The organism is Pseudomonas sp. GW821-FHT05H12, from assembly GCF_059419385.1.
Genome location: NZ_JBWKRS010000014.1, coordinates 145,590 through 171,239 on the forward strand (window position 1 = coordinate 145,590; position 25,650 = coordinate 171,239).

General features: G+C 59.4%; 26 protein-coding genes, 1 pseudogene and 1 riboswitch. Of the genes and pseudogenes, 13 read left to right on the plus strand and 14 right to left on the minus strand.

The features are described from left to right. Nucleotides 1-152 precede the first annotated feature (152 nt). Together AC07SU_RS14855 and AC07SU_RS14860 are read right to left on the minus strand one after the other, a co-directional pair. Nucleotides 153-689 carry a hypothetical protein gene (locus AC07SU_RS14855; RefSeq protein WP_371319382.1) on the minus strand — a complete coding sequence of 179 codons (537 nt, stop codon included), beginning with the start codon at nt 687-689 and terminating at the stop codon, nt 153-155. A 37-nt stretch (nt 690-726) separates the two neighbouring features. Then, nucleotides 727-969 carry a hypothetical protein gene (locus AC07SU_RS14860; protein WP_494997458.1) on the minus strand — a complete coding sequence of 81 codons (243 nt, stop codon included), beginning with the start codon at nt 967-969 and terminating at the stop codon, nt 727-729. A gap of 164 nt (nt 970-1,133) precedes the next feature. Between AC07SU_RS14860 and AC07SU_RS14865 the strand changes: the two genes are divergently transcribed. Then, nucleotides 1,134-2,972, plus strand: coding sequence for an ATP-binding protein (locus AC07SU_RS14865; protein ID WP_494997459.1), 1,839 nt, complete (start codon nt 1,134-1,136; stop codon nt 2,970-2,972). Nucleotides 2,973-3,042: 70 nt separating this feature from the next. On the opposite strand, the gene AC07SU_RS14870 is transcribed toward AC07SU_RS14865, so the two are convergent. Then, a complete protein-coding gene (locus AC07SU_RS14870) occupies nt 3,043-3,279 on the minus strand; it encodes a hypothetical protein (protein WP_494997460.1) in 237 nt (78 codons plus the stop codon). Between the two features lie 146 nt (nt 3,280-3,425). Between AC07SU_RS14870 and AC07SU_RS14875 the strand changes: the two are divergent. The 6 genes and pseudogenes from AC07SU_RS14875 to AC07SU_RS14900 form a co-directional block, all read left to right on the plus strand. Beyond that, nucleotides 3,426-4,118 (plus strand): annotated as a pseudogene (locus tag AC07SU_RS14875) (response regulator); the annotation flags it as partial. 194 nt (nt 4,119-4,312) lie between these two features. Further along, nucleotides 4,313-4,822, plus strand: coding sequence for a hypothetical protein (locus AC07SU_RS14880; RefSeq protein WP_065882287.1), 510 nt, complete (start codon nt 4,313-4,315; stop codon nt 4,820-4,822). Between the two features lie 115 nt (nt 4,823-4,937). Then, nucleotides 4,938-5,378, plus strand: coding sequence for an SMI1/KNR4 family protein (locus AC07SU_RS14885; protein WP_494997461.1), 441 nt, complete (start codon nt 4,938-4,940; stop codon nt 5,376-5,378). Between the two features lie 438 nt (nt 5,379-5,816). Then, nucleotides 5,817-7,043 carry a hypothetical protein gene (locus AC07SU_RS14890; RefSeq protein WP_494997462.1) on the plus strand — a complete coding sequence of 409 codons (1,227 nt, stop codon included), beginning with the start codon at nt 5,817-5,819 and terminating at the stop codon, nt 7,041-7,043. A gap of 312 nt (nt 7,044-7,355) precedes the next feature. Next, the gene (locus AC07SU_RS14895) at nt 7,356-7,841 is read left to right on the plus strand and encodes a hypothetical protein (protein WP_494997463.1); all 486 of its coding nucleotides are present in this window, start codon (nt 7,356-7,358) and stop codon (nt 7,839-7,841) included. A 287-nt stretch (nt 7,842-8,128) separates the two neighbouring features. Continuing rightward, nucleotides 8,129-9,229 carry a PIN domain-containing protein gene (locus AC07SU_RS14900; RefSeq protein WP_494997464.1) on the plus strand — a complete coding sequence of 367 codons (1,101 nt, stop codon included), beginning with the start codon at nt 8,129-8,131 and terminating at the stop codon, nt 9,227-9,229. Nucleotides 9,230-9,435: 206 nt separating this feature from the next. Here the strand turns inward: AC07SU_RS14900 and AC07SU_RS14905 are convergent, their stop codons facing one another. From AC07SU_RS14905 to AC07SU_RS14920, 4 genes are all read right to left on the minus strand, one after another. Beyond that, nucleotides 9,436-9,702, minus strand: a complete 267-nt coding sequence (locus AC07SU_RS14905) for a DUF6124 family protein (protein ID WP_494997465.1) — start codon at nt 9,700-9,702, stop codon at nt 9,436-9,438. 335 nt (nt 9,703-10,037) lie between these two features. After that, complete coding sequence (locus tag AC07SU_RS14910; protein ID WP_494997466.1) at nt 10,038-11,027, minus strand: zinc-dependent alcohol dehydrogenase family protein; 990 nt, start codon at nt 11,025-11,027, stop codon at nt 10,038-10,040. Nucleotides 11,028-11,143: 116 nt separating this feature from the next. Continuing rightward, nucleotides 11,144-12,403, minus strand: coding sequence for a serine hydrolase domain-containing protein (locus AC07SU_RS14915; RefSeq protein WP_494997467.1), 1,260 nt, complete (start codon nt 12,401-12,403; stop codon nt 11,144-11,146). 116 nt (nt 12,404-12,519) lie between these two features. After that, a complete protein-coding gene (locus tag AC07SU_RS14920; RefSeq protein ID WP_494997468.1) occupies nt 12,520-14,220 on the minus strand; it encodes a M24 family metallopeptidase in 1,701 nt (566 codons plus the stop codon). 77 nt (nt 14,221-14,297) lie between these two features. On the opposite strand from AC07SU_RS14920, the gene pdxR reads away from it, so the two are divergent. The 5 genes from pdxR to AC07SU_RS14945 all read left to right on the plus strand — a co-directional run bounded on the left by pdxR (nt 14,298) and on the right by AC07SU_RS14945 (nt 18,230). Continuing rightward, nucleotides 14,298-15,788: a MocR-like pyridoxine biosynthesis transcription factor PdxR gene (pdxR, locus tag AC07SU_RS14925; protein ID WP_494997469.1), complete on the plus strand. Its 1,491-nt coding sequence runs from the start codon at nt 14,298-14,300 to the stop codon at nt 15,786-15,788. Nucleotides 15,789-15,878: 90 nt separating this feature from the next. Further along, on the plus strand, nt 15,879-16,112 hold the full coding sequence (locus tag AC07SU_RS14930; protein WP_494997470.1) for a hypothetical protein: 234 nt from the start codon (nt 15,879-15,881) through the stop codon (nt 16,110-16,112). 85 nt (nt 16,113-16,197) lie between these two features. Then, the gene (locus AC07SU_RS14935; RefSeq protein ID WP_494997471.1) at nt 16,198-16,767 is read left to right on the plus strand and encodes a nucleotidyltransferase family protein; all 570 of its coding nucleotides are present in this window, start codon (nt 16,198-16,200) and stop codon (nt 16,765-16,767) included. Nucleotides 16,768-16,851: 84 nt separating this feature from the next. Beyond that, nucleotides 16,852-17,292 (plus strand): tryptophan-rich sensory protein TspO, encoded by a 441-nt coding sequence (gene tspO, locus AC07SU_RS14940; RefSeq protein WP_494997472.1) that lies wholly within the window; start codon nt 16,852-16,854, stop codon nt 17,290-17,292. Then, on the plus strand, nt 17,292-18,230 hold the full coding sequence (locus AC07SU_RS14945; protein WP_494997473.1) for an alpha/beta hydrolase fold domain-containing protein: 939 nt from the start codon (nt 17,292-17,294) through the stop codon (nt 18,228-18,230). The genes tspO and AC07SU_RS14945 overlap by 1 nt, the downstream gene beginning before the upstream one ends. Before the next feature lie 178 nt (nt 18,231-18,408). Here the strand turns inward: AC07SU_RS14945 and AC07SU_RS14950 are convergent, their stop codons facing one another. From AC07SU_RS14950 to AC07SU_RS14975, 6 genes are all read right to left on the minus strand, one after another. After that, nucleotides 18,409-18,852, minus strand: a complete 444-nt coding sequence (locus AC07SU_RS14950; RefSeq protein ID WP_494997474.1) for a DUF6678 family protein — start codon at nt 18,850-18,852, stop codon at nt 18,409-18,411. A gap of 2 nt (nt 18,853-18,854) precedes the next feature. Then, a complete protein-coding gene (locus tag AC07SU_RS14955; protein WP_494997475.1) occupies nt 18,855-19,541 on the minus strand; it encodes a hypothetical protein in 687 nt (228 codons plus the stop codon). Nucleotides 19,542-19,665: 124 nt separating this feature from the next. After that, the gene (locus AC07SU_RS14960) at nt 19,666-20,430 is read right to left on the minus strand and encodes an ABC transporter ATP-binding protein (protein WP_494997476.1); all 765 of its coding nucleotides are present in this window, start codon (nt 20,428-20,430) and stop codon (nt 19,666-19,668) included. Beyond that, nucleotides 20,427-21,431 (minus strand): FecCD family ABC transporter permease, encoded by a 1,005-nt coding sequence (locus AC07SU_RS14965; protein WP_494997477.1) that lies wholly within the window; start codon nt 21,429-21,431, stop codon nt 20,427-20,429. Before AC07SU_RS14965 ends, AC07SU_RS14960 begins: the two co-directional genes overlap by 4 nt. Further along, nucleotides 21,428-22,438, minus strand: coding sequence for an ABC transporter substrate-binding protein (locus tag AC07SU_RS14970; protein WP_494997478.1), 1,011 nt, complete (start codon nt 22,436-22,438; stop codon nt 21,428-21,430). The genes AC07SU_RS14965 and AC07SU_RS14970 overlap by 4 nt, the downstream gene beginning before the upstream one ends. 115 nt (nt 22,439-22,553) lie before the next feature. After that, nucleotides 22,554-22,747, minus strand: a riboswitch (cobalamin riboswitch). A 150-nt stretch (nt 22,748-22,897) separates the two neighbouring features. After that, complete coding sequence (locus tag AC07SU_RS14975; RefSeq protein WP_494997479.1) at nt 22,898-24,280, minus strand: aldehyde dehydrogenase family protein; 1,383 nt, start codon at nt 24,278-24,280, stop codon at nt 22,898-22,900. Between the two features lie 103 nt (nt 24,281-24,383). On the opposite strand from AC07SU_RS14975, the gene ptrR reads away from it, so the two are divergent. Beyond that, entirely contained in the window at nt 24,384-25,256 is an 873-nt protein-coding gene (ptrR, locus tag AC07SU_RS14980) for a putrescine utilization regulator PtrR (protein WP_176998705.1), read from the plus strand. Between the two features lie 100 nt (nt 25,257-25,356). On the opposite strand, the gene AC07SU_RS14985 is transcribed toward ptrR, so the two are convergent. After that, entirely contained in the window at nt 25,357-25,566 is a 210-nt protein-coding gene (locus AC07SU_RS14985; RefSeq protein WP_494997480.1) for a hypothetical protein, read from the minus strand. Nucleotides 25,567-25,650 lie beyond the last annotated feature (84 nt).

Below are 25,650 nucleotides of genomic sequence, written 5' to 3' on the forward strand. Positions count from 1 at the left end.
TTGCCGGCGATAGCGATCCAACAGTGAACAGCGTTGCAGCTGACCCACCGCCATCGCTGGCAAGCCAGCTCCCACAGGGGACGCAGGGGGGTAGTAACCTCCCCGCCAGGCGTTGCTGGATCTCGTGGATATCCATGGCGTGTGAGCCTTCCTTAGAAATTATCAGCCCAATTGCACAACTTGCTCTCACCCAACGGCACCAGGGAACCTTTGATCTCGCCGACCAACATGCGCTTGAGCGTCACCCCGCATTTATAGCGGTTGGCGGCGTCTAGCTCGTAGTCCATCCCCGCTTCCGGCACGAAGCTGAACATGTTGTAGCAACGGTCGCCGATGTAATGAAACGCGATGGGCTGCCCGGCTGGCACCAACAGTTCGGTCATCACCGTATTACTCGAGTAGCGCGCGACGGGCGCCATGCCCAGGGTTTCGCCGTTGCGGTCGGCGTAGCCGTCGCGGTTGGCCACCATCACACCCGCGCCGGGCAGGCGGAAGTCAATGCAGCCGGACTTGGGCACGCCCCGCACCATGCCGTCGCTCATGACCCGCAGGCGCGCGGTCTCGCCGCTGGTGGGGGAGGTGTAGGGCGTGGAGAACGAGCGCACATCGGTGATAGCGCCGCAGGCGGTGAGGGTGGCCAGCAGCGTGAGACCGGCGAAGGTTTTTAACGGGCGTAGCGATGTGAACATAAGGGTCGATTCCATTCGTAGCGGGCAAAAAACGGGGTTACGAAAGCGAAGGGCGCACGCGTTGCCACTCGTTCCAGCAGTCTTCCGGGACGATATCCGGATAACCGCGCTGGGTTTCCATCGCCAGCGCGGCGCTGAACGGCAGCGCAATACAGGTGGCTGCGTCTCGGACCTCACACACCTCGGTTTCGTTCAGCGGCGTGCCCTTTTTTGCCTCGGCCGCCACAAGTACGGCCACAAGGGCAGGCACGAAAACCAGGCATAACGGATCGGTAGACATCGGCTTCTTCCCTGAGTGATTGGCGCAAAAGCGTCAGTCTAAACGCGCACGTCGCCCTGCACACGCGTTCTGCCGCGATCACCACCGAACGTCTGCCCATAGCGCGTGGTCACAGCTTTGCTGATACGCTGCTAATAGCTCAATGCCATTCCCTTGGTAGCCCCATGAAAACCCTACGCACCGCCTTCCCGGCCGCCTTTCCCCGCGCCGCCTCCCGCGACTCGGAAACCGCCCTGTCGGACATCGAATTCCTGCACCGCATCAGCCTCGACCTGATCGGCGAGCAAGACCTCGAAGCCCTCTACGGCAAGATCGTCGACGCCGCCGTGTCCATCACCGGCTCGCAGTTCGGCACCATGCAGCTGCTGTGCCCCGAGGGGCACCCGTCTGGCCATGGCGGCCAGTTGCAGCTCTTGTGTTCGCGAGGCTTGCCACCGGAAGCGGTCGGGTTCTGGCAATGGGTGAGCCCCATGGCCTACAGCAGTTGCACCATGGCCCTGCAGTTGGGCCAGCGCGCCATCATCCCCGACTTCGAAGAATGGTCCGAGATCGCCGGCACTGAAGACCTGGCCGCCTTCCGCCGTGCGGGCATCCGCTCGGCCCAGACCACGCCGTTGCGCTCCCGCGATGGCCGCCTGCTCGGCATGATCTCCACCCACTGGAGCACGCCGCACCAGCCTTCGGAACGCGACCTGCGCCTGCTCGACATCCTCGCCCGCCAAGCCGCCGACCTGCTCGAACGCACCATCGCCGACGAAGCCCTGCGCGACGCCCAGGCCGAACTGCGTGCCCTCAACGAAACCCTGGAACAGCGCGTGGCCGAACGCACCGCGATGCTCATGCAGGCCGAAGAGAAACTGCGCCAGTCACAAAAGATGGAAGCCGTCGGCCAACTCACCGGTGGCCTGGCCCACGACTTCAACAACCTGCTCGCTGGCATCTCCGGCGCGCTGGAACTGATGAACCGCCGCATCGCCCAGGGCCGCTTGGCCGATGTGGACAAATACATGGTCGCCGCCCAAGGCTCGGCCAAACGCGCCGCCGTCCTCACCCAACGCCTGCTGGCCTTCTCGCGCCGGCAAACCCTGGAACCGCGCGCCACCAACGTCAACACCCTGATGTACGGCATGGCCGAACTCATCCAACGCACCGCCGGCCCCGGCATCCAGATCGAAACCACCGGCGCCGCCGATGCCTGGACCGCCTTCGTCGACGTCAGCCAGCTGGAAAACGCGCTGCTCAACCTGTGCATCAACGCCCGCGACGCCATGCCCGAAGGCGGCCGCATCCTGCTCGAAACAGGCAACCACTGGCTCGACGCCAACGCCGCCCGCGCCCTCGACCTCACCGAAGGCCCGTACCTGCGCCTGAGCGTCACCGACACCGGCACCGGCATGCCCCCCGACGTGATGGCCCACGTGTTCGAACCCTTCTTCACCACCAAACCCATCGGCCAAGGCACCGGCCTGGGCCTGTCGATGATCTACGGCTTCGCCCAACAATCCGGCGGCCAAGTGCACCTGCACTCCACCGAAGGCGAAGGCACCTGCGTGTCCCTCTACCTCCCACGCCACCACGGCGCCGCCCCGGGCGACGACCTGCAACCCGGCCAAACCGCCCTCGAAGTCGCCAGGCACGGCGAAACCGTGCTGCTGGTCGACGACGAATCCACCGTGCGCATGCTGCTCGCCGACGTCCTGGGCGAACTGGGCTACACCGTGATCGAAGCCGCCGACAGCGCGGCGGGGCTGAAACTGTTGAGGTCGGATGTGCATATTGATTTGCTGGTGACGGATGTTGGGTTGCCGGGCGGGATGAATGGGCGGCAGATGGCGGAGGCGGGGATGGAGCTGAGGCCGGGGTTGAAGACGTTGTTTATTACGGGGTACGCGGAGAATGCGGTGATGGGGTATGGGCAATTGGGGGCGGGGATGGGGGTGTTGACGAAGCCGTTTGCGGTGGAGGTGTTGGGGGGGAGGGTTCGGGAGTTGTTGGGGAGGTAGAGTGGAGTGACGTTAAAGCAGTTTCATGGGGTTGAGAGGACTGACTACAGCGGTAAGTCAGTCGTTATTCTCAGACCTCTTTTGTTGTGTAGAAGCTGGTTCCTCTCGTGGTGTTCTCAACTTTGGCGTATGAAATTTTACTGCCGGATTGATAACTGCCTGATGGTTGTTCGTGAATAAAAACCTTGGCGCCGCCATTGTCTGGCGTAATGTTTATGTCCATTACGCCAATGACGCCTCCAGGCCCCGACGGAGAGATCGACGATACCGTGCCTGTGAATCTGGTAATAACGATGTTGTCTGCCATTTTTAAATTCCTTTTAGCGGTGGGATGAGTTTTCTGCCCAGACCATTTAAGGGCAGTACTCTGTCCTTTGCTACTGTCAGAGTTCACAGGGTGATCTTCTGAATGGGTGCTTTTTTTGCTTCAGTAATAGCGGATGACCACCGGCATCCATGGGGAAGTGGACCGCCCTTGTCGACGTCAGCCAGCTGGAATACGTACTGCTGAATCAACGCGCCGAGGCCCGCACCGGCATGTCCCCCGACGTGATGGCCCACGTGTTCGAACCCTTCTTCACCACCAAACCCATCGGCCAAGGCACCGGCCTGGGCCTGTCCATGATCTACGGCTTCGCCCAACAATCCGGCGGCCAAGTGCACCTGCACTCCACCGAAGGCGAAGGCACCTGCGTGTCCCTCTACCTCCCACGCCACCACGGCGCCGCCCCGGGCGACGACCTGCAACCCGGCCAAACCGCCCTCGAAGTCGCCAGGCACGGCGAAACCGTGCTGTTGGTCGACGACGAGTCCACCGTACGCATGCTGCTCGCCGACGTCCTCGGCGAATTGGGCTACACCGTGATCGAAGCGGCTGACAGCGCGGCGGGGCTGAAACTGTTGAGGTCGGATGTGCATACTGATCTGCTGGTGACGGATGTGGGGTTGCCGGGTGGGATGAATGGGCGGCAGATGGCGGAGGCGGGGATGGAACTGCGGCCGGGGTTGAAGACGTTGTTTATTACCGGGTATGCGGAGAATGCGGTGATGGGGTATGGGCAGTTGGGGGCGGGGATGGGGGTGTTGACGAAGCCGTTTGCGGTGGAGGTGCTGGGGGGGAGGGTTAGGGAGTTGTTGGGGAGGTAGGTAGTCGTATGCTGCTGAGAAGGGAGTAGAGAGACTGCCCGCTATCGGCCAAACGCGGCCGCTCAATATTTTTTAATTCATGAGGGCCGCTATTTCGCCAGCAAATTTTCGCGCACGAGCTTTAATTAAGGCTGACCGGGCTGAAAAAAATCACTTGAGGCTTCCTTTTGAAATTCACGCAACTGAGAGGGCGCATGGACGAAGTAGTCAAATTTTCACTGCCTGTGGTCTTGGCGATCCTTGCCTGGTGGCTAAAGCTGTCTCGGGAGCAAAGCACAGTTGGTCGAGCTATCTACTCGGAGATCATGGCGCTAACTGAGATAACGAGACATCGGCACTTTTTGCAAGATCTGAGAGTGCGCGCAGAATTTTATCGCAGCGACCCGTCCAAGCCAGCCGAGGAGTACCGTATATCAGTGGCAGACCATTACTGCCGAGTTTACGCCGGGAACATTCAAAACATCGGTTGCTTGGATGCGGAACAAGCAGCCCTCATTGTCAGGTTCTATCAGCTTGCAGATAGTGTTGTGAGAGACGTTTCGCAGGGCGGGCAATTGTACCAGGGCACCAATGATCCATGTGCTTATGAGGAGAACGCTTTGCTTCTTGAACAAGCCATGCAGGTTGCCGAGAATCTCAAAATGCTGCGAGAGCGGCAGTCTAACGAGCCTTGGTATCTCCGCTGTTGGAAAGCAGTCACATGATTGCTGCATCGTAAACAGGACGAATCCCCCCCCGATTTCCTATCCGTTGCATAAGTTAAAGTGCAGGGCATTTGAGAGTATCGGCAATGGCGCGTAAAAAATCGGCGGGTTTGGTATGTCAAGCTTAGAGATGGTAAAGAGCCGACTTGAGTCGTTGAATGGCATTCGCACAGTGGATCCGGATTTTATTGAAAAGCTCGAGCATGAGTTGAAAATATCACTTCCAGATAGCTTCAAACTGGTTGGGGAATTTTTCGATGGAAGTGGTATTTATGTTTTACCGCTGCACCAGATCGGTTGGGAATCCCCAACTAACGAAACGAAGCGTTTGAGAAGCAGTGGCCGACTTTTATCAAACTATCTTGTGTTGGGGGAGTCTGCTGAAGGTTTGATCGTGATGGATTGCAATTCCCAATTGGGGCAAGTGCTCTGGTGTGATGCGATTGATGTTGATCGTATTGGTAAAGAAGCACTGATGACAGCACCTGAACTATGGGGCTCCTACTTGGATTTTGTTGAGTATTTGGTTTCGGAGGAAGAGTCTGATCGACTGTGAGCAGCGCGTTAAGGTGTGCTCGACGTCGACCCATCTTCTTCTCGGGAGAAACTAGGTTCTTGATCAATTCACAGGATGTATCGGAGTCGTAACTCTATACCGTGCGTGCCTTCAGTCAATCATGTCGGCGATTCTAACCGTCCCGAAACTTCGTACAAAACCTAAACCGAGGTCCGTCAGGGAATGAATACCACTGTTTTGATAGACACCATTGAGGGACCGCTTCTGGCCGGTGGCGGTCGCTTGTCAACGTCCGCTTCTGGCCGATTGCCGCCTGTCGCGGGGGTAGCAACCGGCCAATAGGTGTCACACGAAAAGCTGCCTAGGATCGCAAGCAGGCGTTGCTGTCAGAGTGAATAGAGCAAATATTAGAAATGTGTTTTAATATGCGACCCACACTGCTATAGCGGGTATGATCAGCCAACTCAAGGAGCGAACATGGCCGAATTCGCAAACGTTGTTAGTTTATTCGAGAACACATTAGATCGCCCGTTGGAACGCGGCGAATTGGAACTAAACCCTCTTACAGCCAAAGACTTACATTTGTTAGCAGTTGAGTCCAGAAAGCCATATAATGAAAAATTTGTTCCTGAGAGGGTTGATGAGTTTGAGATCAGGCCTTTTATAGATCCGGAATTCAATATGGGTGTAATGGATTATGCGATCAAGGGTAATTTGTCTAGCAACTTTGACACCTTCATATTTGATAACTCTATTTCAGGCAGGATGACATCGAGCATCAAGAGGCTGTTACTATATTCTCATGCAGTAATAATAAACGACCCACTTGATTATATTTTAGATTTTTTCCTTGATGATGGCGAGAACGGCCTTCCTCCTTATATACTCGGCAGAGTAGATGCAGCAAATAGCCTATTAAAAGAGCTTGCTGACATGGCCGACCTCATAAGAAACAAGATACTGATCACCGCCCCATTCACTGTGATGAATGGCGGAAATGCTCCTTACTTAAATGAAGCATCATTAGAGTCGATTGTGACAGCGCTTGAAGGGAAAGTTTCCGCTAAAAGTTTCAACCGCTATCAGTATGTAGTGAGAGCGCTAATTGCGCGACATAATAGCTTTGACGGGGCTGCAGATTATTTCTTTCCTGAAGCAGACTACGTGCATGTTCTGATTGAGATCTTACGTTCGCTGGAGCGTGAGTTTATTTCTGAGCAAATGACATTTCAGCTGAATGCTTCATTGCTTGCTCGACTGGATACAATAGACGTGGATTCCTTAGGTATTCAGGAGATTATAAATATTCGAAAAAACGATGAGATTTTTGATAGTTGGCGAGGCTTTCTTGGTGAGGCCTTGAAAGAAACAGCTAATAACCAGAAAATGGCCTCGTCTGTAAACGCTGAGTTTAACTCAGTTGTGCGCCGAGAATTAGAAAGCAAAAATAATGAGGCAATTCGCAGGATTGTCGAAAGCAGATGGGGGCGAGGCCTCGGGGCATCTCTTATGGATATCAGTATTGGAGCAATAACCGGTACAATTCCAGCGGCCATTATCGGCAATGATGGAGGGGCTGGCGCGCTCAGCGGCGCCTCAAAAGATGTGTTTAACGGAGTGTGTAAACTTCTAAAATCAATGAGGAGTCGGAAGGCGAACTCCGCATTGAGGAGTCACTTTGTTACGCTAGGTGTAAAGCGGTGAGCTCAAGTAAAAATTACTACTTTTTTTGTCTGAGTTTCAAGGCTTATCGAGGTGGCTAATCCGGGTCGAAGCGGTGTTCACGCATTTCTACATTGGGTCAGAAGCGGATATAGATATGTTTGCTAGTTAAATAGTCTTCGTACTAAGTGGTATGCTAGAATCGCCAGTTTCGTAAGTAGCAAGGAAACCATTATAGCGTATTCTTTCTCATTGCATATTTACAGTTTTGTCAGTAAGCCGGCCCGATCTGGCCTAAGTCTGTTAGTGCTATCTGTCAACACATCTACACTCATAACTTTCATTGGGGGTCTCATGATCTGGGCAGCATTAACAACAATTGGCACGCTAGCTACACTTTTTGGATTTGCCCATCAGCTGTATAAGCATAAAGAAAAACCGTTTACTTACAGCCTATTGGCGATTGCACTTTTGTTTGCCGTGGTATCCACATTGCTGTGGCGGGAAAATGGAGAACTTGAGGCGGAAAATACGCGCCTGCATAACACAAAGTTGGAAGCAGCCGCTCTTTACAATTCTTGGCCCAGCGTTGATAAATTTGATTTTGTTTCGGACGGTGAGTTTCAAGGAATTGTTATTTCCGGATTAGCATTTCTTGAGGCCAATAAGGCAGCTTTTCCAGAAACTTATATTGATGCAAAAAATACTTTTCAAGAAAAATTGAAGATCGCGAGCAATGATACAAACTACATTTCAAAGCGAAGTATACTTCGCGAGGCTGCGCAGGCAATGGCTTCCGCTGTAAAGTCGTTAAGACTGAGTGATGAAAGATACAGATGAAAGCAGATATATTCATTGAATTTATTTGATACGCTTGTCCGTCTAGCTCATCTGTCTTTTTAGAATTTAGAAGAGTCGCTAATGACCAACAATTGCCGGTAGCGGCAGCCACTAAATCCGGGCGCCTGAAACGACAATAGGTTTAGGGTTGAATCAATTTAATAGTGTGTGTAATCTAGTGTTTTTAGAAACTAGGGTGATATGCGATTTACGCTTCCGACTTCCGCCCTAATCAAAAGCTAGCTATCTTAAAGCGCTGTAACGAAAGATCTTAAGGGTGGGTTTCAATGAGGGTATTTCTAGATACAAATGTGTTTTATAAGAACTGGTTTGCAACCAATGCCAACTCCAAACTATTGTTTTATTATTTGAATAATTTGGAGTATGAGTTGCTGCTGTCAAATATAGTAATACAGGAAGCAAACAATATTAGGCAGTGCGAGGTTAATGAGGTACTCTCGGAGCTGGCAAAAACAATAAAAAAAGGGAGTCAGCTGAGCCAGAAGAGTCTGGTGCTTGATATCGAAAATCTTGGGTTTCAAAATTATGATTTGGCTAGCGTACTAAAGGAACGGGTAGACTGGGTTGAAACAATTGAATACGATAATGTACCGCATAGTATCATTGTTCAAAGGGCTATTGGTTCGGTAAAGCCATTTACCAGTGAGGAGAAGGGATATAGAGATACGCTGATCTGGCTCTCATTTCTTGATTATTTATCCTCCAGAAACATAGAGGGTGATGTGGCTTTCATAACAAATAATAAGCACGATTTTTTTCAGATCAAAGATAAATCCCTCTCATTCAGCGATGATCTTTTAAAGGACATAGAAGCGCGCAATATAAAGGCAAAGATTAAGCCTTATTTAAATGTTTATGACTTCGTGAAGGAAAATGTTGATAAAATACCTCACTCGTTTGATCAGCGAAAGTTATTAGACGATCTCGAGGGTTTTCTGATCTCTGAGACGGAGTTATTTCTAGATGCAATGAATAATGATGATCTCAGTGAGTTGCTGGAAACCAGGCTGTTTTCCGATAAGATGACTCCTGTTCTGGAAGTTAGATCAGATATTTTTGAAGGTCTAGAATACACGCAAATAAATTCAATCAAGGGGCTTCCGGGTGATAGTGTTTATATTGAGTCCGAATTTGAGATGCGTAGAGTTGATTTGGTGATCTCAATCGACTCAACAGAATACAAGCAATATGCTGATGAAGTTGAAGCCATTAGAGCGCTGTACAATATTGAGCACGAAGGCAGCCATGTTAAGCTATCGTTTATAGTGAGAGCTTACATTGGCGGAAGTTTTGAGTATGATGCGAATAATGAAGCTGCCAGTAATTTATCGGTAGATTACATTTACAACAGACAAAGACGCGATTAGCATTTAATAATGTCAAGATGAGCGACGGTGATGTCTATAGTAATCGCTCCTAATTTCGTAAATGCTCAACGACCGCTCCTGGCCGAAAGCAGACCCTGAACTCCATAGGTAAAGTCGAAGGCTTAGCCCTGCTCCGGAATTGATCAATTTCATGGGTAGAAAGGTCGCCGAATCGTAACTGCCGCATACGACGATTCGGCGAGCAGTCAGCTAGTGACTAGAATTTCTGTTTTGCAACGAGGGCAGGGTGCTTCTTGGTCGAGGAGTCTTGCCGTCATGAGCACACCCAGTTCGCTCAGTTGGTGAATCGCCAGTGCAATATCACGGTGTTTGCCACTCAGATCTTCGGAAAGGTCGAGCAAAAGGGTGCTGACCGATGCGAACGTCTCGTAGCTATTGGTAATGAGAGCTTCATTGCTCACGTCTGAAGCAACGCAGAAGAGAACGGTTGAATCCGGTGCGACATTAGACATAAAAGATACCCTGGCTTATGCCACCACCTTCCCGCTACTAAACGAGTGGGTGGCAGCTGTACGCAGGTTAGTAGACCGGTGGATATCTAAAGCCGGCGCGTCCGAGGACGCCCTGCGCACAGCTACCATCAAGCACAGACGCGATGTCTGATTGATGACGCTCATGCACATTTAGATAACCGATCCGGGCTACTAAACCCGATCACCAAAAAATTCAGCGACCGCGCAACCTTAGATTCCACCACCTCAGCGCACAAGCCAGCGGATTCTGGGCTACGCGTAGGCAATCGGGCAACCCGCTCGCCACCTTTGGGAAATGTCCTAGGACGATTCCCTTATACCGTCACCACCACCTTGCCCACTTGCTGGTTCGCCTCCAAATACCGGTGCGCGTCTTGCACCTCATCCAGCCCAAACGTCTTCGCAATCACCGGCGCCAACGCGCCCGACGCCAGCCCATCCAGGATGAACGCTTTCGCCCGTTCCAACGCTGCCGAGTCGGCGACGATCTCGGCGTACAAATACCCCTTCAGCGTCAAACATTTGCCCAACACGGTGAACAACGGAAACGGCGTCGGCTCGGCACTCAGCGCGCCGTATTCCAGCAAGATCCCGCCCTGGGCCATGCTTTGGGTGAGGGTTTCGAAGCCCGGCCCGCCGATGGGGTCGAATACCACGCGGGCGCCTTTGCTGTTGGTGAGTTGCATCACGCGTTCTACCAGGTCTTCTTCGTCGCTGACGATGACGTGGTGGGCGCCAGCGTCGAGCAGGGCTTGGTGTTTGGCGCGGGTGCGGGTGACGGCGATGGCGGTGGCGCCGACGCTGCGGGCGATCTGGAAGGCGGCGAGGCCGACGCTGCTGGAGGCGGCGGTCACCAGTACGACGTCGCCGGTGGTGAGTTTGGCTTGTTCGATCAGGGCGCCCCAGGCGGTGACGTATTGCATCCACGAGGCGGCGGCCTGGATGAAGCTGAGGTTTTGCGGGTGTTTGACGGTGAGGTGGGCGGGCACGTTGGCGACTTCGCCGTAGGTGCCCCAGCGGGCGATGTCGAGCGGCGGGATGACGCTGACGGCGTCGCCCACTTTAAGGTCTGTGACGTTGGCGCCGACGGCGGCGACCACGCCGGCCGCTTCGTAGCCGAGGCGGCTGGGGAATTCGGCTTCTTGCAGGTAGGCGTGGTTGCGAAACATCACTTCGGCGCGGTTGAGGCCGAAGGCTTTGACGTCGATTTGCACTTCGTCGGCCGCGGGGGCGGGGACGTCGATGTCGTCGAGTTGCAAGACGCTGGCGTCGCCGTAGGCGTGGAGTCGGACAATGCGTGCCATGGGTGATGACCTCGGTGTTGATAAATGAGGCATTCACTGTAGGTGTGGGACAGCTGTGGGGCAATGCGCGCAAAGGGGACAGACCCGCGTCAGGCAGGTTCGTCCCCTTTGTTCATTTACGGCAGCACCTTGGCAATCGCGTCAAACGCGACCATGTCGTCGATCACCTTGCCGCCAGTCGGCTGGGTCTGGGCTTGCCACACCACGATCACCACGTTTTTGGTCGGGTTGATGTAGACGTACTGACCAAACGTGCCCGCTGCGGTGAAGGCTTTGTCAGCCTTGGACGCGTCGGTCCAGCCGGGCCACCACATGGAGGCGAAGTCGCCGTAGGCACCATCTGAGCCGGTGACGGCGCTGGCGAAGCTCAACCAGCCTTCCGGCAGCACTTGCTTGCCACCGGCCTTGCCGCCGCTGAGTACGAATTGGCCGAAGCGGCCGTAGTCCTCAAGCGTGGCGCTGATGCCGCTGCCGCCAACTTCGTTGCCGTTGGCGCCGTCGAGCCACCATTTGGCGTCGGTCTGCATGCCGTAGGGGCTCCAGATTTTTTCGCTGAGGTATTGGGTGAGGGGTTTGCCCACGGCGGCGCTGACCAGTTGGCCCAGCACTTGGGTTTCGCCGGTGCTGTAGTTGGTGCGCGTGCCGGGTGGCGCGGCGGTGCTGAGGGTGGCCATGAACTTGAGCAGGGAGCCGGGCACTTGTTCGCTGCGTAGCTGGATCAGGTGGCGTTCGTCGGAGGACGGGTCGGTGTATTTCTCGTTCCACTTGACCCCGGAACGCATCGCCAGGATCTGCCGCACGGTGACCTGGTCGTAGGCGCTGCCGGCCAGGGCGGGCAGGTAATGGGTGACTTTGTCGTCCAGGCTTTTGATCGAGCCGTCCTGCAGGGCCGCGCCGACCAGGGTGGAGGTGACGGATTTGGCTACGGACATCGACATCCAGCGGGTCTCGGCGGTGTTGCCGTGGGCGTAGCGCTCGTCGACGATCTTGCCGTCCTTGAGCACCAGCAGGCCGGTGACGCGGTTGGTGGTCACGTAGTCGTCGAGGCTGTAGTGCTTGCCTTTGAACTCGAACGTCACGGGGGCCAGGGGTTTGGCGCTGCGCGGCAGCGGGAACGGGTGGCCGCCGGCCTTGATGGTGCGCACCGGGAACAGGCGGTCGGTGTTGCGGAAGGTGGTGATCGCCAGTTCCGGGCTGAGCCGGCCGTCGTAGATGGCTTGCACGTCGCCAATCGGCTCGTGTGCGTGGGGGTAGGGTTTGGCGGTGTCGGCGTGGGTGGCGCTGGCGGCCAGCGCCAGCGCGAGGGTGGATGCGCACATCAGTACCCGCAGCGGGCGGCGCTCAAAGCGCGAGGACGGGCGAGGGAGCACGGGCATAAGAACCTCTTTGTTGTTTTTGGTCGGTCTTAATGGGCTGCGACGCCTCGGGGCTGAGGCGTCGCGAGCCAGCATGCTCGGAAGGGCGGGAAGTTGGCGCGCGGGATCGGGCCGGTTTATGCGTGGGATTGGGCCATGGCGTTAGGGCGCTGGTAGGTGGGCTCGCCAATCAGGATGTCTTCAAAGAACGCGCCGATCGGCAGGGTGGGGTGGCACAGCTGTATCTCCAGCACCCAGACCATGTCGCTGGGCACGATCTCGACGTCGGCGAGTTTGTCCTGGCTGAACAGGGCGTGGGGGAAGTCGGCGATGCGGTGCCCTGCCAGGTTACGCTCCAGGCGCCAGCCTTTGGCGCGGGCGCTGTCTTCCGCGAAGTCATACAGCTGGCGGCCGGTAAGCCCTTGGTGCCAGGCGTCGCGGGTTTCGTCGAAGACTTGGTGCAGGGCCTTTACGCAAGCTTCATGCAACGGGTGCCCGCCGAACACGAAGGTGTCGCCGTAGTCGCCTTCGTAGCCGTCCCACACCGGGCCGAGGTCGACCACGGCGATGTCGGTGGCGCGCAGCTGGCGCTGCGGGTCGATGCCTTGGCGGGGTGTGCGCACGGTGTCGTCGCCAAAACGGATGTAGGTGGGGTGCCAGGTGTGGGACGCGCCCATGGCCTGCAAGGTGTGGCTGGCCATGTCGAGGGCTTGGGCGGTGGTCATGCCCACCTTCAATTGCTCGGCGATGGCAGCCAGGGCCCGCACGGTTTGTTCGCGGGCGGCGAGCATGCCGTCCAGCGAGTAGCGCGGGCCGACTTTTTCCAGCACCGGGTCCAGGGCGTTGAGTGACGCGGTGGGCGCCAAGGCGCCGCTGGGCACGAAGGCTTCGGCGACAAAACGGTGGGCCTGCGTGCCGGCTGCCAGGCAGGTTTCGCGCACCTGGCTGATCATGCCGCTGTTGCCGCAGGCGTAGATCTGGCTGTCAGGCCAGTCGTGGGGCTGCGTGAGGGCGACTTGCTGCACGCGGGCGTCGACGGACAGCACGCGATGCCAACGAAAGCGTGGGTGCACCTGGCTGGCCCGGTCGAGAAATTCAGCGTCGTAGAAATCCGCTGACGCTGCGTTGCCCCAGTACAAGGTCACCTCGGCCCCGCGCTCCAGGGCGGTCAGCAACAACGGCTTGATACCGGCATACCCGGTGCCGGTGGCGAACAGCACCACCGGGCGCTCACCCTTGTGTTGCCAGGTGCAGGCGCCCACCGGGCCTTCGAGGTTCACGCTAGCGCCCGCGTGCAGGGTCGGCAGGATGCCTTCGGAGAACCGGCCGCCGCGCACCTGGCGGATATGGAACACCAGCTGGCCCTCGTCCTGGGCGGGCAGGTTGGCGACGGAGAAACAGCGGCTGTCGCCATCGTCCAGGCGGAACCGCAGGTACTGGCCGGGGCGCACGTCCAGGGGCTGGGCGGTGCGCAACACCAGTTCGACGATATCGGCGCTCAAGGGGCGATTGCTGATGACGTATGCGGTGGTTTCCAGCGTCGGCGTGTCCAGCGACCAGCCGGGGATTTCCAGGCGCATGTCGCTGCAGGCGTGGCTCTGGCACAGCAACATCTCGTCCGCCGCGAGAGGGTAGGAGGGCGCGGGGGCGTCGGGCGCGAGCTGTTTGGCGCGGTATTCGCCGGCCACCACCTTGACCTTGCACGACCCGCAGGCGCCGCGACGGCAGGAAAAGGGCACGGCGAGGCCGCTGGCGAGCATGGCGTCGAGCAGCAAATGGTCGGCAGCTTCGAAGGATTTGCCCGAGGGCAACAGTTCAACGACATGGCGGTTGTGCATAAACACCTCGGGGCAATTGAGGCTCGATTGTTGCGGTAGACTAGGACCAGAAGAACCTCCAGTTTTGGATAATTCACATGGTCCAGCTTCGCAAATGGCGCCCCTTGCTCAAACTCGATGGCGCGCAGCCCCAGGCGTCGTACCGCAAGATCATCGAAGGTTTGGTGAGTGCGATCACCGAAGGCCGCCTGCGCCCCGGCACCTTGCTGCCCGGCACGCGGGAGATGGCGCAACTGCTAAACGTCAACCGCAAGACGGTGATCCTGGCCTACGAGGAGGCGGTGACCAAAGGTTGGCTGGTGAGCATCCAGCGGCGCGGCACCTTTGTGAGCACGCAACTGGCCAGCGGCGCGGTGGCGGCCCCCAGCGCGCCCCAGCCTTTTGCCCTGGCGCTGCGCGAGACGCCGGCGGCGGATTATTTCTCCCCGGACGGACAGGCCGCTGCGCTGCAACACCGGCCGGGCGCGCTGTTTTTCGATAACGGCGCCAGTGACCATCGATTGCTGCCGCAAGCGGTGCTGCACCGTTATTACCGCAATGCGTTGCGCCACAGTTTCACCACCAACACCGTGCGCCATGGCAGCGAGGGCAGCAGCGCCTACCTGCGCCGGGCGCTGGCCGAAATGCTGCGGCACAACCGTGGCCTCACGGTGGGCGCCGAGCAGATTTGCCTGACCCAGGGCGTGCAGATGTCGCTGTACCTCACGGCCAGCGTGTTGCTCAAGCCCGGTGATGTGGTGCTGGTGGAGCGCCTGAGCTACCCACCGGCCTGGGAGATTTTCCGCCAGTTGGGCGCGCGGCTGGTCACCGTGGATTTGGACGACGAAGGCTGCCGGGTCGATCAGCTCGATGCGCTGTGCCGCCAGCACGACGTGCGGATGATGTACCTCACGCCCCATCACCAATTCCCCACCACCGTCAGCCTGCGCGCCGGGCGCCGCCAGCAGTTGCTGGAACTGGCGCGGCTGCATGACTTCTGCATCGTCGAGGAAGACTACGACCACGAGTATCACTTTGCCGGGCGGCCTTATCTGCCGTTGGCCAGCGACAGCGCGCAACGGCATGTGATCTACATTGGTTCGCTGTCCAAGCCCCTCGGCAGCACGTTCCGCTGCAGCTATATCGTGGCGCCGTCGAATGTGATCCAGGTGCTTGAGCGCACGGCAGCGGTGAGTCTGGGGCAGGGGGATGCGGTGATGCAGCGCATGCTGGCGGACTTGATCAATGACGGGGAGTTGAAGAAGCACCTGCGCCGGGTTTCCAAGGAATACCGTCAGCGCCGGGAGGTGTTGTTGACGGGCCTGCGGGAAGCGTTTGGCGAGCAGATCAGCGTGCAGGAGCCGGAAGGCGGGCTGGCGCTGTGGGTGAAGTTTGCCGACGCTATCGATGTCGACCGGCTGTGTGAAAAGGCCCTGGCACTGGATTTGGTGGTGCGCAGCGGCCGGCTGTTTTCGCCGTTTGGCCAGCGTGAGAATGCCCTGCGGCTGGGGTTTGCTTCGCTCAACCAGGAGGAAATCCGCACCGCGATCCAGCGGCTGGCGATGGCGGCGAAGGCGATTGCCGGCTGAGCTGGCCCCCCTTCGTGCCGAAACAGGACTACCATGCCACCCCGGCAGTGGTTACACGCGCTACCGATTTCTCTCTTTGAAGGTATCGCTATGTCCATCGACCAGATCAGCCTGCCCAAAGGCGTAGGCCCTCACGCCACCAAGCTTCTTGACGCCATCACCGGCGCCGCCACCCACGAAGCGCTCAACCGCGCAGGCGGCAAGGCAGAAGGGTTTGTGTTGGGGCTGGAGTCCACCAAGGCCATCAAAAGCCAAATCGCCGAAGCGTTGTATGTGGCCTACGACGACGCCGCGAGCCACCGCGCCAGTGAGTTGAAGGGGTAACGACAGCCTTTGCGCTGTCACGAAACTCATCACGGGGTGGTGTAATGTTGCGGGCTTGAATGCGCCCGCTATCAAAGGACTGAACATGACACTGACCGTCGACACCCTGCTCGAACTGGCCATGGCCAACCCCATCAACGCCGAAATCACTGCGCGCCTACCAGCCCTCGGTGTCGAGCAGTGCATGCTCACGGCGGGCTGCCTGTTCCAGGCGGTGTGGAATCATCAGTCGAATTTGCCGGCCGATCACGGGGTGAAGGACTACGACGTTTTCTACTTCGACACCGACCTGTCCTACGAGGCGGAAGACAACGTCATCCGCGCTGCCGAGGTTTTATTCCAGGACCTGGGCGTCAACGTCGAGGTCAAGAACCAGGCGCGGGTTCATCTCTGGTATGGCCAGCGCTTTGGCCGGCCTTACCCGCCGTTGCGCACGGCCAAGGAAGGCGTGGACCGTTACCTGGTGGCAGGCACGTGCATCGGGCTGGAGATTGAAACGGGCGAGTTGTATGCGCCGTATGGCTTGGAGGATGTGGCCCAGGGAGTGCTGCGCATTAACCCGCTGCACCCGGAGCGCGAGTTGTTTGAGCGTAAAGCCCTCAGTTATCAGGCGCGCTGGCCCTGGTTGAAGATCGTGACGCCGGAACATTCCTGAAGCCTGCGGTGAACTTTTACCCATTCTTCAGGCGTCCTATTCTGAAACACACCCTCTACAGCTGACCCCAGCTAAGGACAGGCCATGATCTTCCTGATTTTCCTTATCGCCTGCGGCGCCGCCGCCAGTACGGGCCTGATCTTCAAGCCGGGCCAATGGTATGAATCCCTCGTCAAACCCGGCTTCACCCCGCCCAATTGGCTTTTCCCCGTGGCCTGGACAGTCATCTATTTGCTGCTGGCCTGGGCCGGTTACCGCCTCACGATGATCCCCGGCAGCCAACTGGCCTTGGGCTTATGGGCGGCGCAGATTGCGTTGAACACACTGTGGACACCGGTGTTTTTCGGCGCCCATCAAATTGTCGCGGGCATGGTGGTGATTGTGCTGTTGTGGCTGGTGGTAGCGGCGTTGGTGGTGATGGCGTTGCGGCTGGACTTGATCACCGGCTTGATCCTGTTCCCCTACCTGGCGTGGTTGAGTGTGGCGGTGGCGTTGAATTTCTCGATCCTGCGCAGTAACCGCTGATGGCTCATACCCCTTGGCCGGCCAGCGAGCCCGAGCTGGCGCAGATGCGCGCGTTCAACAAGAAGCTGGCCTGGATGCCGCGCTTTAAAATCCGCAACCGCGTGACGCCGCGTGTGATCCAGGCGTTGTTGCGCGTCAGTCAAAAGGTCAGGCGGCAACACCCGGCGCACACTCGGCTGGTCAGCGTAGGCGGCCAGCGCGTGCCGGTGCGCATCTTGCTGCCGAGCGGCCAGCCCAGGGGCGTGGTGCTGGATATCCACGGTGGCGGCTGGGTGATTGGCAATGCGCAGATGGATGATGATTTGAACCTGGGCATGGTCAACGCCTGCAACGTGGCGGTGGTGTCGGTGGATTATCGGCTGGCGGTCGACACACCGGTGGAAGGCTTGATGGAGGATTGCCTCACGGCCGCACGGTGGTTGCTGACTGCCGATGAGTTTGCCGGCCTGCCGGTGATCGTTGTCGGCGAGTCGGCCGGTGGCCATCTGGCGGCGGCGACGTTGCTGGCGTTGAAACAATGGCCGGCGCTGCTGCAACGGGTGAGCGGGGCGGTGTTGTATTACGGCGTGTACGACCTGACCGGCACCCCGAGCGTACGCGCGGCGGGGCCGGACACCTTGCTGCTGGACGGGCCGGGCATGGTCACGGCCCTGGCGTTGCTGACGCCGGGGTTGAGTGATGAGGCGCGCCGGCAGCCGCCGTTGTCACCGCTGTACGGGGACTTGAGCGGCCTGCCCCCGGCGTTGATGTTTGTCGGGACGCTGGACCCGCTGAAGGACGACACGCTGTTGATCGCCGAACGCTGGCCGGGAGCGCAGGCGCATTTAGTGCCGGAGGCGGCGCACGGGTTTATCCATTTTCCGGTCGCGATGGCGGGGAGTGTGCTTGCTTATAGTCGCCAGTGGATCAGTGCCCGGGTGGAGGTGACGGCGGGATAATGATTGAGGCCGATCAGCCAGCACCGATGCAAGCCGGGCCACCGCAATCGCCGGCAAGCCGGGCTCCTACAGTTTGAGCACCACCGAACCCCTGTAGGAGCTGGCTTGCCAGCGATGGCGGCCGGTCAGCCGGCACCGATGCAAGTCGGGCTACCGCGATCGCCGGCAAGCCGGGCTCCTACAGTTCGGGTGCGGGTGGAAAGTCTTCGTAGCATTTTGGCAGGTACCCCCAGATCCTCAGCACGTCGGCCTGCACTTCAAATTCGAAGCCTATTTGCGAGACGACCTGAGAGATTTCCTGGGTGTGGTCAATGTATGTGCGTGGCAGTAACACGCCCAACGAGGGGGCTTCTTGCCACAAACCAATGTCGAACCATTGGACATACGCAAAGGGAAACGGCAGGTGGTAGAACCATTCCACATCCCATTCAGAGATATAGCCGGTGATGGATTTTGAACGATAGGACGGACACCATTCCGTGCGCTGGCGCATGTGTGTGATCAGTTCGTTCCACTTGGTGTTGTTCGCGGCGCTTGCCAGGTTTCTTGTCTTGATGGCGGCCTGGATGATCTTGCGGTTTTTATCCGTTTGGCGCGCATCAGCCATGGGGAGATTGGTCATCCTCAGTCCTTTTGCTTTACGTTGACGACGGTGACCTTCCTGGCACCCAGTTGGGTGAGTCTTTCGTCGAGTGCCTTAAGCAGCCTGATCGTGCCGGTATCGTAATTCTTGAGCTGGCGGCTTGCTGTGTCCCTGTAGCTGCTGGTCGACACAATCATTTCCATCAGCCCATCGGTTCGTTTGTCTCGTATGTTTTCGTCAATGACATCCTGTATGGCTGTCATTCTGCGTACGGTGTATTCGATATCGGCCGCAAGCTTCTGCAGGTTGTAAGGTTTGGGGGCTTTGCCTTCTTGTTCGGCGTCTAGGCTGGTAGGGCCCATGGGGATGTCGTCCAGGTCAATCAGGGTATCGGCCATGTCTTTGCCGAAATACCGTTCCAGCTTGAAATGTTGAACGATCATTCTTTGATGCCATCGGCGCTCAAACGCCATGTATTCCCGCCAGGGGCCTTGGGAGAAGGCTTTCCAGCCGATGTCGTGTGTTGCCGATGTCAATTTGTCCAGCGCGTTGTAGCCATCATCCAGAATCGTGACGGTTTCCTGCACGGTGTTTTGCGCGGCGTCCAGAAATTGATTGGCCTCAGCACGAGCCTCTTGGCGGGACTGCAGGGCATAGGTGCCGACCAGCGTCAGTATTGAAGTCAGGACAGCAGTAACGACTGCCGTCACAAAGGAATTGTCGGGCATTGAGAAGCTCCATTTCAGTCCGGCGTTTGCGCAAGGCGGCGATGCTAGCAGAACGATTTGTGAGGGAGATATAAACGGCTACAGGTTGGCGGTTGATCAGGCGACAGTTGGGTATGTGAGGGCTTTAGTTGGGACGTAGTCGCAGGATTTGCGCGCCGTCGAACGGGTCGGTGAGGTAGTGCGCTTGCACGCCGAACGTGTCTTGCAGCCGTTGCGGCGTGAGCACGTCCAGCGGTTTGCCCAGGGCGACCAAACGCCCGTGGTCGAGCACGGCCAAGCGATCGCAGGTCAGCGCCTGATTGAGGTCGTGCAGGGCGATCAGGGTGGTGACGGGCAGCGCTTGCACGCCCTTCAAGATGCCAAGCTGATGCTGGATGTCCAGGTGGTTGGTCGGCTCGTCCAGCAACAAAATCTGCGGCCGTTGCGCCAGGGCGCGTGCGATGTGCACGCGTTGGCGTTCGCCGCCGGAGAGGCTGCGCCAGGCGCGCTGGCTCAGGTGGGTGGCGTCGACGTCGTGCAGGGCCTGGCGCACGATGGTGTCGTCTTCCGTCGACCACGGGCTCAGCGCCGACAGCCACGGCGTGCGGCCCAGGGCCACGGCGTCGAAGACGCGGATGGCGTCGTCGGTGTCGGCCTGTTGTTCCACCACCGCCAGCTGTTGCGCGATGGTGCGGCGCGACAAGCTGCCCAGGCGCTGGCCGTCCAACCGCACGTCGCCGCTGGCTGGCGTGCGCAACCCCGCAAGCAGCTTGAGCAGGGTGGATTTGCCGGAACCGTTGGGGCCGACGATGCCGAGGGTTTCGCCTTTTTCGACGTCGAGGTGAACATCGCGCAGCAACTCCGCGTCACGCACCTTGAAGCCCAGGCCGCTGCAACTGAGCACGCTCATCGCGGGTGCCTCCGGCCGATCAGGATCAGCGCAAACACTGGCGCGCCAACCAATGCCGTGACCACGCCGACCGGAATCACCTGGCCCTTGATCAGGGTACGCGACAGCACGTCCGCCGCGATGAGGAACAGCGCGCCGCCCAAGGCACTGGCCGGCAGCAGGCGCGAGTGTCCGGTGCCCAGCAGCAGGCGCGCAGCGTGGGGGATCACCAGCCCGACAAAGCCGATGGAGCCGACAATCGACACCATCACCGCCGTTACCAGCGCGGCACAGCCCACCAGCACAAACTGCACGCGCCGCACCGGAATACCCAGGGACGCCGCCGAGTCAGTGCCGAAGGTGAATGCATCCAGCGCACGGCGGTGCCACAAACACACCGCCAAGCCCGCCACGGCCACCGGCACCGCCAGCCACACTGACGGCCAGCGCACGCCGCTGAGGTTGCCCAGCAGCCAGAACAGGATGCCGCGCGCTTGTTCGGAGCTGGCCGACTTGGTGATAAGGAATGCCGTGAGCGCGTTGAACAACTGCGAGCCGGCAATGCCCGCGAGGATGATCTGGCCGGTGCCACTGGCCGAACCGCTGGCGCGTGCCAGCAGAATCACCAGGGCAAAGGCCGCCATCGCCCCCACGAATGCCCCCGCCGACAACGACACCAGCCCGCCACCGACGCCGATCAGCGCCACCAACACCGCGCCGGTCGAAGCGCCGGCGCTGATGCCGAGCAGGTACGGGTCGGCCAACGGGTTGCGCAACAGCGACTGCAAAATCACCCCGCAGGTCGCCAGGCCTGCACCGCACGCGGCGGCCACCAGGGCGCGGGTGAGGCGGTAGTTCCACACCACGCCTTCGTCGATGGGGTCGAGCACGTAGCCCGCCGCCCACAGTTTATTGGCGAGCACTTGCAGCACCACTTGCGGCGAGATAGCGGTTTCGCCGATGGCCACGCCGGCGAGCACGGCGGCCAGGAGCAGGGCCAGGGCGAGCAGGGTACGGGTCATTGGGGCAGGTCGTAGCCGTCGATGGCCGTGGCCAGTTGCTCAAGGCCGTCGAACGTACGGAGGCTGGCCTGCAGCGCGAGGGCGTCGAGGATGATGATGCGGTTGTTTTTCACCGCGTCCATGTTGCGGGTCACCGGGTCGCTGCGCAGGAAAGCCAGTTTCTTTTCATGGTCGTCAGCCGGGTAGCGGCGGCGGTCCATGCGTGCGATTACCAGGAACGTGGGGTTGGCCTTGGCGATGGTTTCCCAGCCGACGGCGGGCCACTCTTCATCGGACTGCACCACGTTGGTCAGGCCAAGGGTCTGCAACATGAATTCCGGAACACCCTTGTGGCCGGCCACGTAAGGGTCGCTGGCCATCTCGGCGCTGGAGAACCACACGAGCGCACTGGCCTGCTTGAGGCCTTTGCCCTGGGCGGTGGCGACTGACTTGGCCAGGCGCGCCTTGAGGTCGTCGTTCAGCTGTTGGCCGCGGTCCTGCACGTCGAAGATCTGCGCCAGTTGGCTGATACTTTTATAGATAGTCTCGATGCGGAACGGCTCCAGCCGCGTGCCGTCGGCGCCCACCAGGTTGTCCTTGCCTTCGCAGTCGGAGGGCAGCAGGTAGGTGGGGATCTTCAGTTCCTGGAATTGCTCGCGGGTGCCGACCACGCCTTGGGGGCCGACCACCCATTCCAGCTCGGCGGCCACCAGTTGCGGGCGCTTGGCGATCACCGACTCAAAGCTCGGCTCGTTGTTCGCCAGGCGCTCGATGGTGTCGTTCTGAGCCTTGAACTGCGGCAACACAGTGTTGAACCACAGCGAAGTGCCGACCACTTTGTCGCCCACGCCCAGGGCGTAGAGCATTTCGGTGGCGGCCTGGCCGATGGTCACGCTGCGGGCGGGGGCTTGCTGGAAGGTCTGGGTGCTGCCGCAGTTTTCCAGCGTCAGCGGGTAATGGGTGGGCGCGGCCTGGGCCAGGGTGCAGAAGCCAAGGCCGGTGAGCAGGGCGGTAACGCGTGGCAGCATGGGGCAATCTCCGTTTGAACCGTACAGTGAGCAGGGGGAGGTACGGTCGTGGAAATACAGCCATGGACGCTGCCGGGGGCAGGGCAAGGATGTCCTTCCCGGACACCCCGCCGGTCGTGATAACGCTTGGCCGGCAGGTCTCCTGACTCGTGCGTCGTCGCCACGCTCCGGCCTTCCCGAGCAAGGCTCAGTGGCAGTGTGGAGCAGGCTCAGCACCTACAGTTGCGGGGGCAGTTCCGATTGACGCGGGGGGCCGCGCTTCGGATTCCCTATTAGTCCCGTTTGGGAACCGGCGCGGTATGGTAGTCGATCGTATTGCCAAGGGGGAGATAAAACCCGATCCCCCGTAGGAGCCGGCTTGCCGGCGATGGCGTCGGCGGGGGCGAAATGTCTATCGCCTGATCGGCCGTCATCGCTGGCAAGCCAGCTCCTACAGGGGATGCGGGTGGTGTCAGTGGGTTATTTGCGGTTCAGCCACACGGTTTGGGCGTTGCAGAATTCGCGTACGCCGAAGTGCGACAGTTCACGGCCAAAGCCGCTCTTTTTCACGCCGCCAAACGCCACCCGAGGGTCGGACACGCTGAAGGCGTTGACGAAGATCCCGCCGGTTTCCAACTGGTTGGCGATGTCGCGGGCCTTGGCCGCATCGGTGGTGAAGATGCTGGCGGTGAGGCCGAATTCGCTGTCGTTGGCCAGGGCCACGGCGTGGTCGGCGTCGCGGGCGGTGATGATTGAGGCCACCGGGCCGAACAGTTCCTGTTTGAACGAGGTCATCTGGTCGGTGACGCCGGCCAGCACGGTTGGCTCGTAGTAGTTGCCGGTCCCTGCGACTTTATTGCCGCCCAGCAGCAGGGTGGCGCCTTCTTCCAGGGTGGCCTGGACCTGGCCGTGCAGTTCGTCGCGCAGGTCGAAGCGTGCCATCGGGCCCACATAAGTGGTGGCCAGGGTCGGGTCGCCCATCATCAGCGCACGGCTGGCTTCAACGAATTTTGCGGTGAAGGCTTCGGCCACGCCGGCTTCGATGATCAGGCGCTTGGCGGCGGCGCAGACTTGGCCGCTGTTCTGGAAGCGACCGATCAGGGCCGCTTGCACGGCGGCGTCGAGGTCGGCGTCGTTGAGCACGATGAACGGGTCGGAGCCGCCCAGTTCCAGCACGCATTTTTTCAGCGCAGCCCCGGCCTGGGAGCCGATGGCGATGCCGGCACGCACGCTGCCGGTGAGGGTCACGGCGGCAATGCGTGGGTCGGCGATGGCGCTGGACACGCCGTCGTTGCCCACGTTGATCACTTCAAACAGGCCTTCGGCAAAACCGGCTTTATGGAACGCCTGCTGGATCAGGTAGGCGCTGCCCATCACGTTCGGTGCGTGCTTGAGCACGTAGGTGTTGCCGGCGAGCATGGTCGGCACGGCGCCGCGCAGCACTTGCCACACCGGGAAGTTCCACGGCATCACGGCGAGGATTGGGCCCAGCGGGCGGTATTCGATCTGGGCGCTGCCGTTGTCCACCAGGGTCGGTTCCGGCGCCAGCATGGCCGGGCCGTGAGCGGCGTACCACTCGCTGAGCAGGGCGCATTTTTCGATTTCGGCACGGGCCTGGGCGATGGGTTTGCCCATTTCCAGGGTGATCATCTGCGCCATGTCTTCGGCTTGTTCACGCAGGGCGGCGGCCAGGGCCAGCAGCAGCTCGGCGCGCTGGCTGACCGGTTGGCGGCGCCAGGTGCGGAAGGCGGCGGTGGCGCGGTTCAGGGCGGCGTCCAGTTGCGCCGCGCTTTCGTAGGGGTAGCTGCCGACCGTTTCGCCGGTGGCTGGGTTGATCGAGAGAGCGTGGGTGGTTGCGTTCATGGCACCGTCCTGCTGAATGAATGGATTGGGTTCAGGCTACGGGGCTATCTCTTTTCTGGAAACTGAATAATATTAAGCAATACATTCACGATTGGAGAATGATATGGATCTGGTGCAGCTGGAAATCTTCAAGGCCGTTGCCGAGCAAGGCAGCATCAGCGCCGCCGCGCAGTTGATTCATCGTGTGCCGTCGAACCTGACCACGCGCATCAAGCAACTGGAGCAGGACCTGGGCGTGGAATTGTTCATCCGCGAGAAGAGCCGCTTGCGCCTGTCGCCGGCGGGCTGGAACTTCCTCGGCTATGCGCGGCGCATTCTCGACCTGGTGCAAGAAGCCCGCGCCACGGTGGCGGGGGAGGAGCCCCAGGGCGCGTTTGCCCTGGGGTCGCTGGAGAGCACGGCAGCGGTGCGCATCCCGGCATTGCTGGCGGCGTACAACCAGAAGCACACCAAGGTTGAACTGGACCTGAGCACTGGGCCGTCGGGCACGATGATCGAAGGGGTGTTGTCGGGGCGTCTGGCGGCGGCGTTTGTGGATGGGCCGGTGTTGCACGCGACCCTGGAAGGGGTGGCGGTGTTCGAGGAGGAAATGGTGGTGATCGCACCGCTGCACCATGCGCCGATTACCCGGGGGCAGGATGTGGCGGGGGAGAGCATCTATACGTTTCGTTCGAACTGTTCGTACCGCCATCACTTCGAGCGCTGGTTTTCACAGGATGGCGCGGTACCGGGGAGGATCTTCGAGATGGAGTCCTACCACGGCATGCTCGCCTGCGTCAGTGCCGGTGCGGGCCTGGCGCTGATGCCGCGCAGCATGCTGGAAAGCATGCCGGGGTTTACGGCGGTGAGTGTGTGGCCGTTGAGCGACAGCTTCCGGATTCTGCACACGTGGCTGATCTGGCGACGGGGGACGGTGTCGCAGAGCCTGAACAGCTTCGTAAAACTGCTGGAAGAACGCGACCTGGTGGCCGCTTGACACCTGTAGGAGCCCGGCTTGCCGGCGATGGCGATTTCACGGACGCCATCGCAGGCAAGCCAGCTCCCACAAGGGATTTTTTTGGGGGGGTGAGGTGAAGTCAGCCGCCGAATTGCAGGGTGCCCATGGCGAGCTTGGCCATCAGTGCTGTCGCGCCCAGTTGCACCAGCCACAAGGCCAGACCCCCGAGGAATACGCCCAGTGCCACCTGAAATACCAGGCTCTTCTGCCGCTTGGCCTGTGGCGCGCGCGGGGCGTAGTCGTGCAGTTCGTCGCGGTCGGCGCGCAGGTCCAGGTCGTCGTTTCTCATAGGTCACTCACAGGGGTAATGGCGGAACACGTTACCCGTAGGAGCCCGGGGGGGGGGGGGGGGGGGGGGGGGGGGGGGAGGAGG

Coding starts and splice junctions, on each gene's coding strand:
- AC07SU_RS14855 (WP_371319382.1), bottom strand. CDS start 689: ATGTTCACATCGCTACGCCCGTTAAAAACCTTCGCCGGTCTCACGCTG.
- AC07SU_RS14860 (WP_494997458.1), bottom strand. CDS start 969: ATGTCTACCGATCCGTTATGCCTGGTTTTCGTGCCTGCCCTTGTGGCC.
- AC07SU_RS14865 (WP_494997459.1), top strand. CDS start 1,134: ATGAAAACCCTACGCACCGCCTTCCCGGCCGCCTTTCCCCGCGCCGCC.
- AC07SU_RS14870 (WP_494997460.1), bottom strand. CDS start 3,279: ATGGCAGACAACATCGTTATTACCAGATTCACAGGCACGGTATCGTCG.
- AC07SU_RS14880 (WP_065882287.1), top strand. CDS start 4,313: ATGGACGAAGTAGTCAAATTTTCACTGCCTGTGGTCTTGGCGATCCTT.
- AC07SU_RS14885 (WP_494997461.1), top strand. CDS start 4,938: ATGTCAAGCTTAGAGATGGTAAAGAGCCGACTTGAGTCGTTGAATGGC.
- AC07SU_RS14890 (WP_494997462.1), top strand. CDS start 5,817: ATGGCCGAATTCGCAAACGTTGTTAGTTTATTCGAGAACACATTAGAT.
- AC07SU_RS14895 (WP_494997463.1), top strand. CDS start 7,356: ATGATCTGGGCAGCATTAACAACAATTGGCACGCTAGCTACACTTTTT.
- AC07SU_RS14900 (WP_494997464.1), top strand. CDS start 8,129: ATGAGGGTATTTCTAGATACAAATGTGTTTTATAAGAACTGGTTTGCA.
- AC07SU_RS14905 (WP_494997465.1), bottom strand. CDS start 9,702: ATGTCTAATGTCGCACCGGATTCAACCGTTCTCTTCTGCGTTGCTTCA.
- AC07SU_RS14910 (WP_494997466.1), bottom strand. CDS start 11,027: ATGGCACGCATTGTCCGACTCCACGCCTACGGCGACGCCAGCGTCTTG.
- AC07SU_RS14915 (WP_494997467.1), bottom strand. CDS start 12,403: ATGCCCGTGCTCCCTCGCCCGTCCTCGCGCTTTGAGCGCCGCCCGCTG.
- AC07SU_RS14920 (WP_494997468.1), bottom strand. CDS start 14,220: ATGCACAACCGCCATGTCGTTGAACTGTTGCCCTCGGGCAAATCCTTC.
- pdxR (WP_494997469.1), top strand. CDS start 14,298: ATGGTCCAGCTTCGCAAATGGCGCCCCTTGCTCAAACTCGATGGCGCG.
- AC07SU_RS14930 (WP_494997470.1), top strand. CDS start 15,879: ATGTCCATCGACCAGATCAGCCTGCCCAAAGGCGTAGGCCCTCACGCC.
- AC07SU_RS14935 (WP_494997471.1), top strand. CDS start 16,198: ATGACACTGACCGTCGACACCCTGCTCGAACTGGCCATGGCCAACCCC.
- tspO (WP_494997472.1), top strand. CDS start 16,852: ATGATCTTCCTGATTTTCCTTATCGCCTGCGGCGCCGCCGCCAGTACG.
- AC07SU_RS14945 (WP_494997473.1), top strand. CDS start 17,292: ATGGCTCATACCCCTTGGCCGGCCAGCGAGCCCGAGCTGGCGCAGATG.
- AC07SU_RS14950 (WP_494997474.1), bottom strand. CDS start 18,852: ATGACCAATCTCCCCATGGCTGATGCGCGCCAAACGGATAAAAACCGC.
- AC07SU_RS14955 (WP_494997475.1), bottom strand. CDS start 19,541: ATGCCCGACAATTCCTTTGTGACGGCAGTCGTTACTGCTGTCCTGACT.
- AC07SU_RS14960 (WP_494997476.1), bottom strand. CDS start 20,430: ATGAGCGTGCTCAGTTGCAGCGGCCTGGGCTTCAAGGTGCGTGACGCG.
- AC07SU_RS14965 (WP_494997477.1), bottom strand. CDS start 21,431: ATGACCCGTACCCTGCTCGCCCTGGCCCTGCTCCTGGCCGCCGTGCTC.
- AC07SU_RS14970 (WP_494997478.1), bottom strand. CDS start 22,438: ATGCTGCCACGCGTTACCGCCCTGCTCACCGGCCTTGGCTTCTGCACC.
- AC07SU_RS14975 (WP_494997479.1), bottom strand. CDS start 24,280: ATGAACGCAACCACCCACGCTCTCTCGATCAACCCAGCCACCGGCGAA.
- ptrR (WP_176998705.1), top strand. CDS start 24,384: ATGGATCTGGTGCAGCTGGAAATCTTCAAGGCCGTTGCCGAGCAAGGC.
- AC07SU_RS14985 (WP_494997480.1), bottom strand. CDS start 25,566: ATGAGAAACGACGACCTGGACCTGCGCGCCGACCGCGACGAACTGCAC.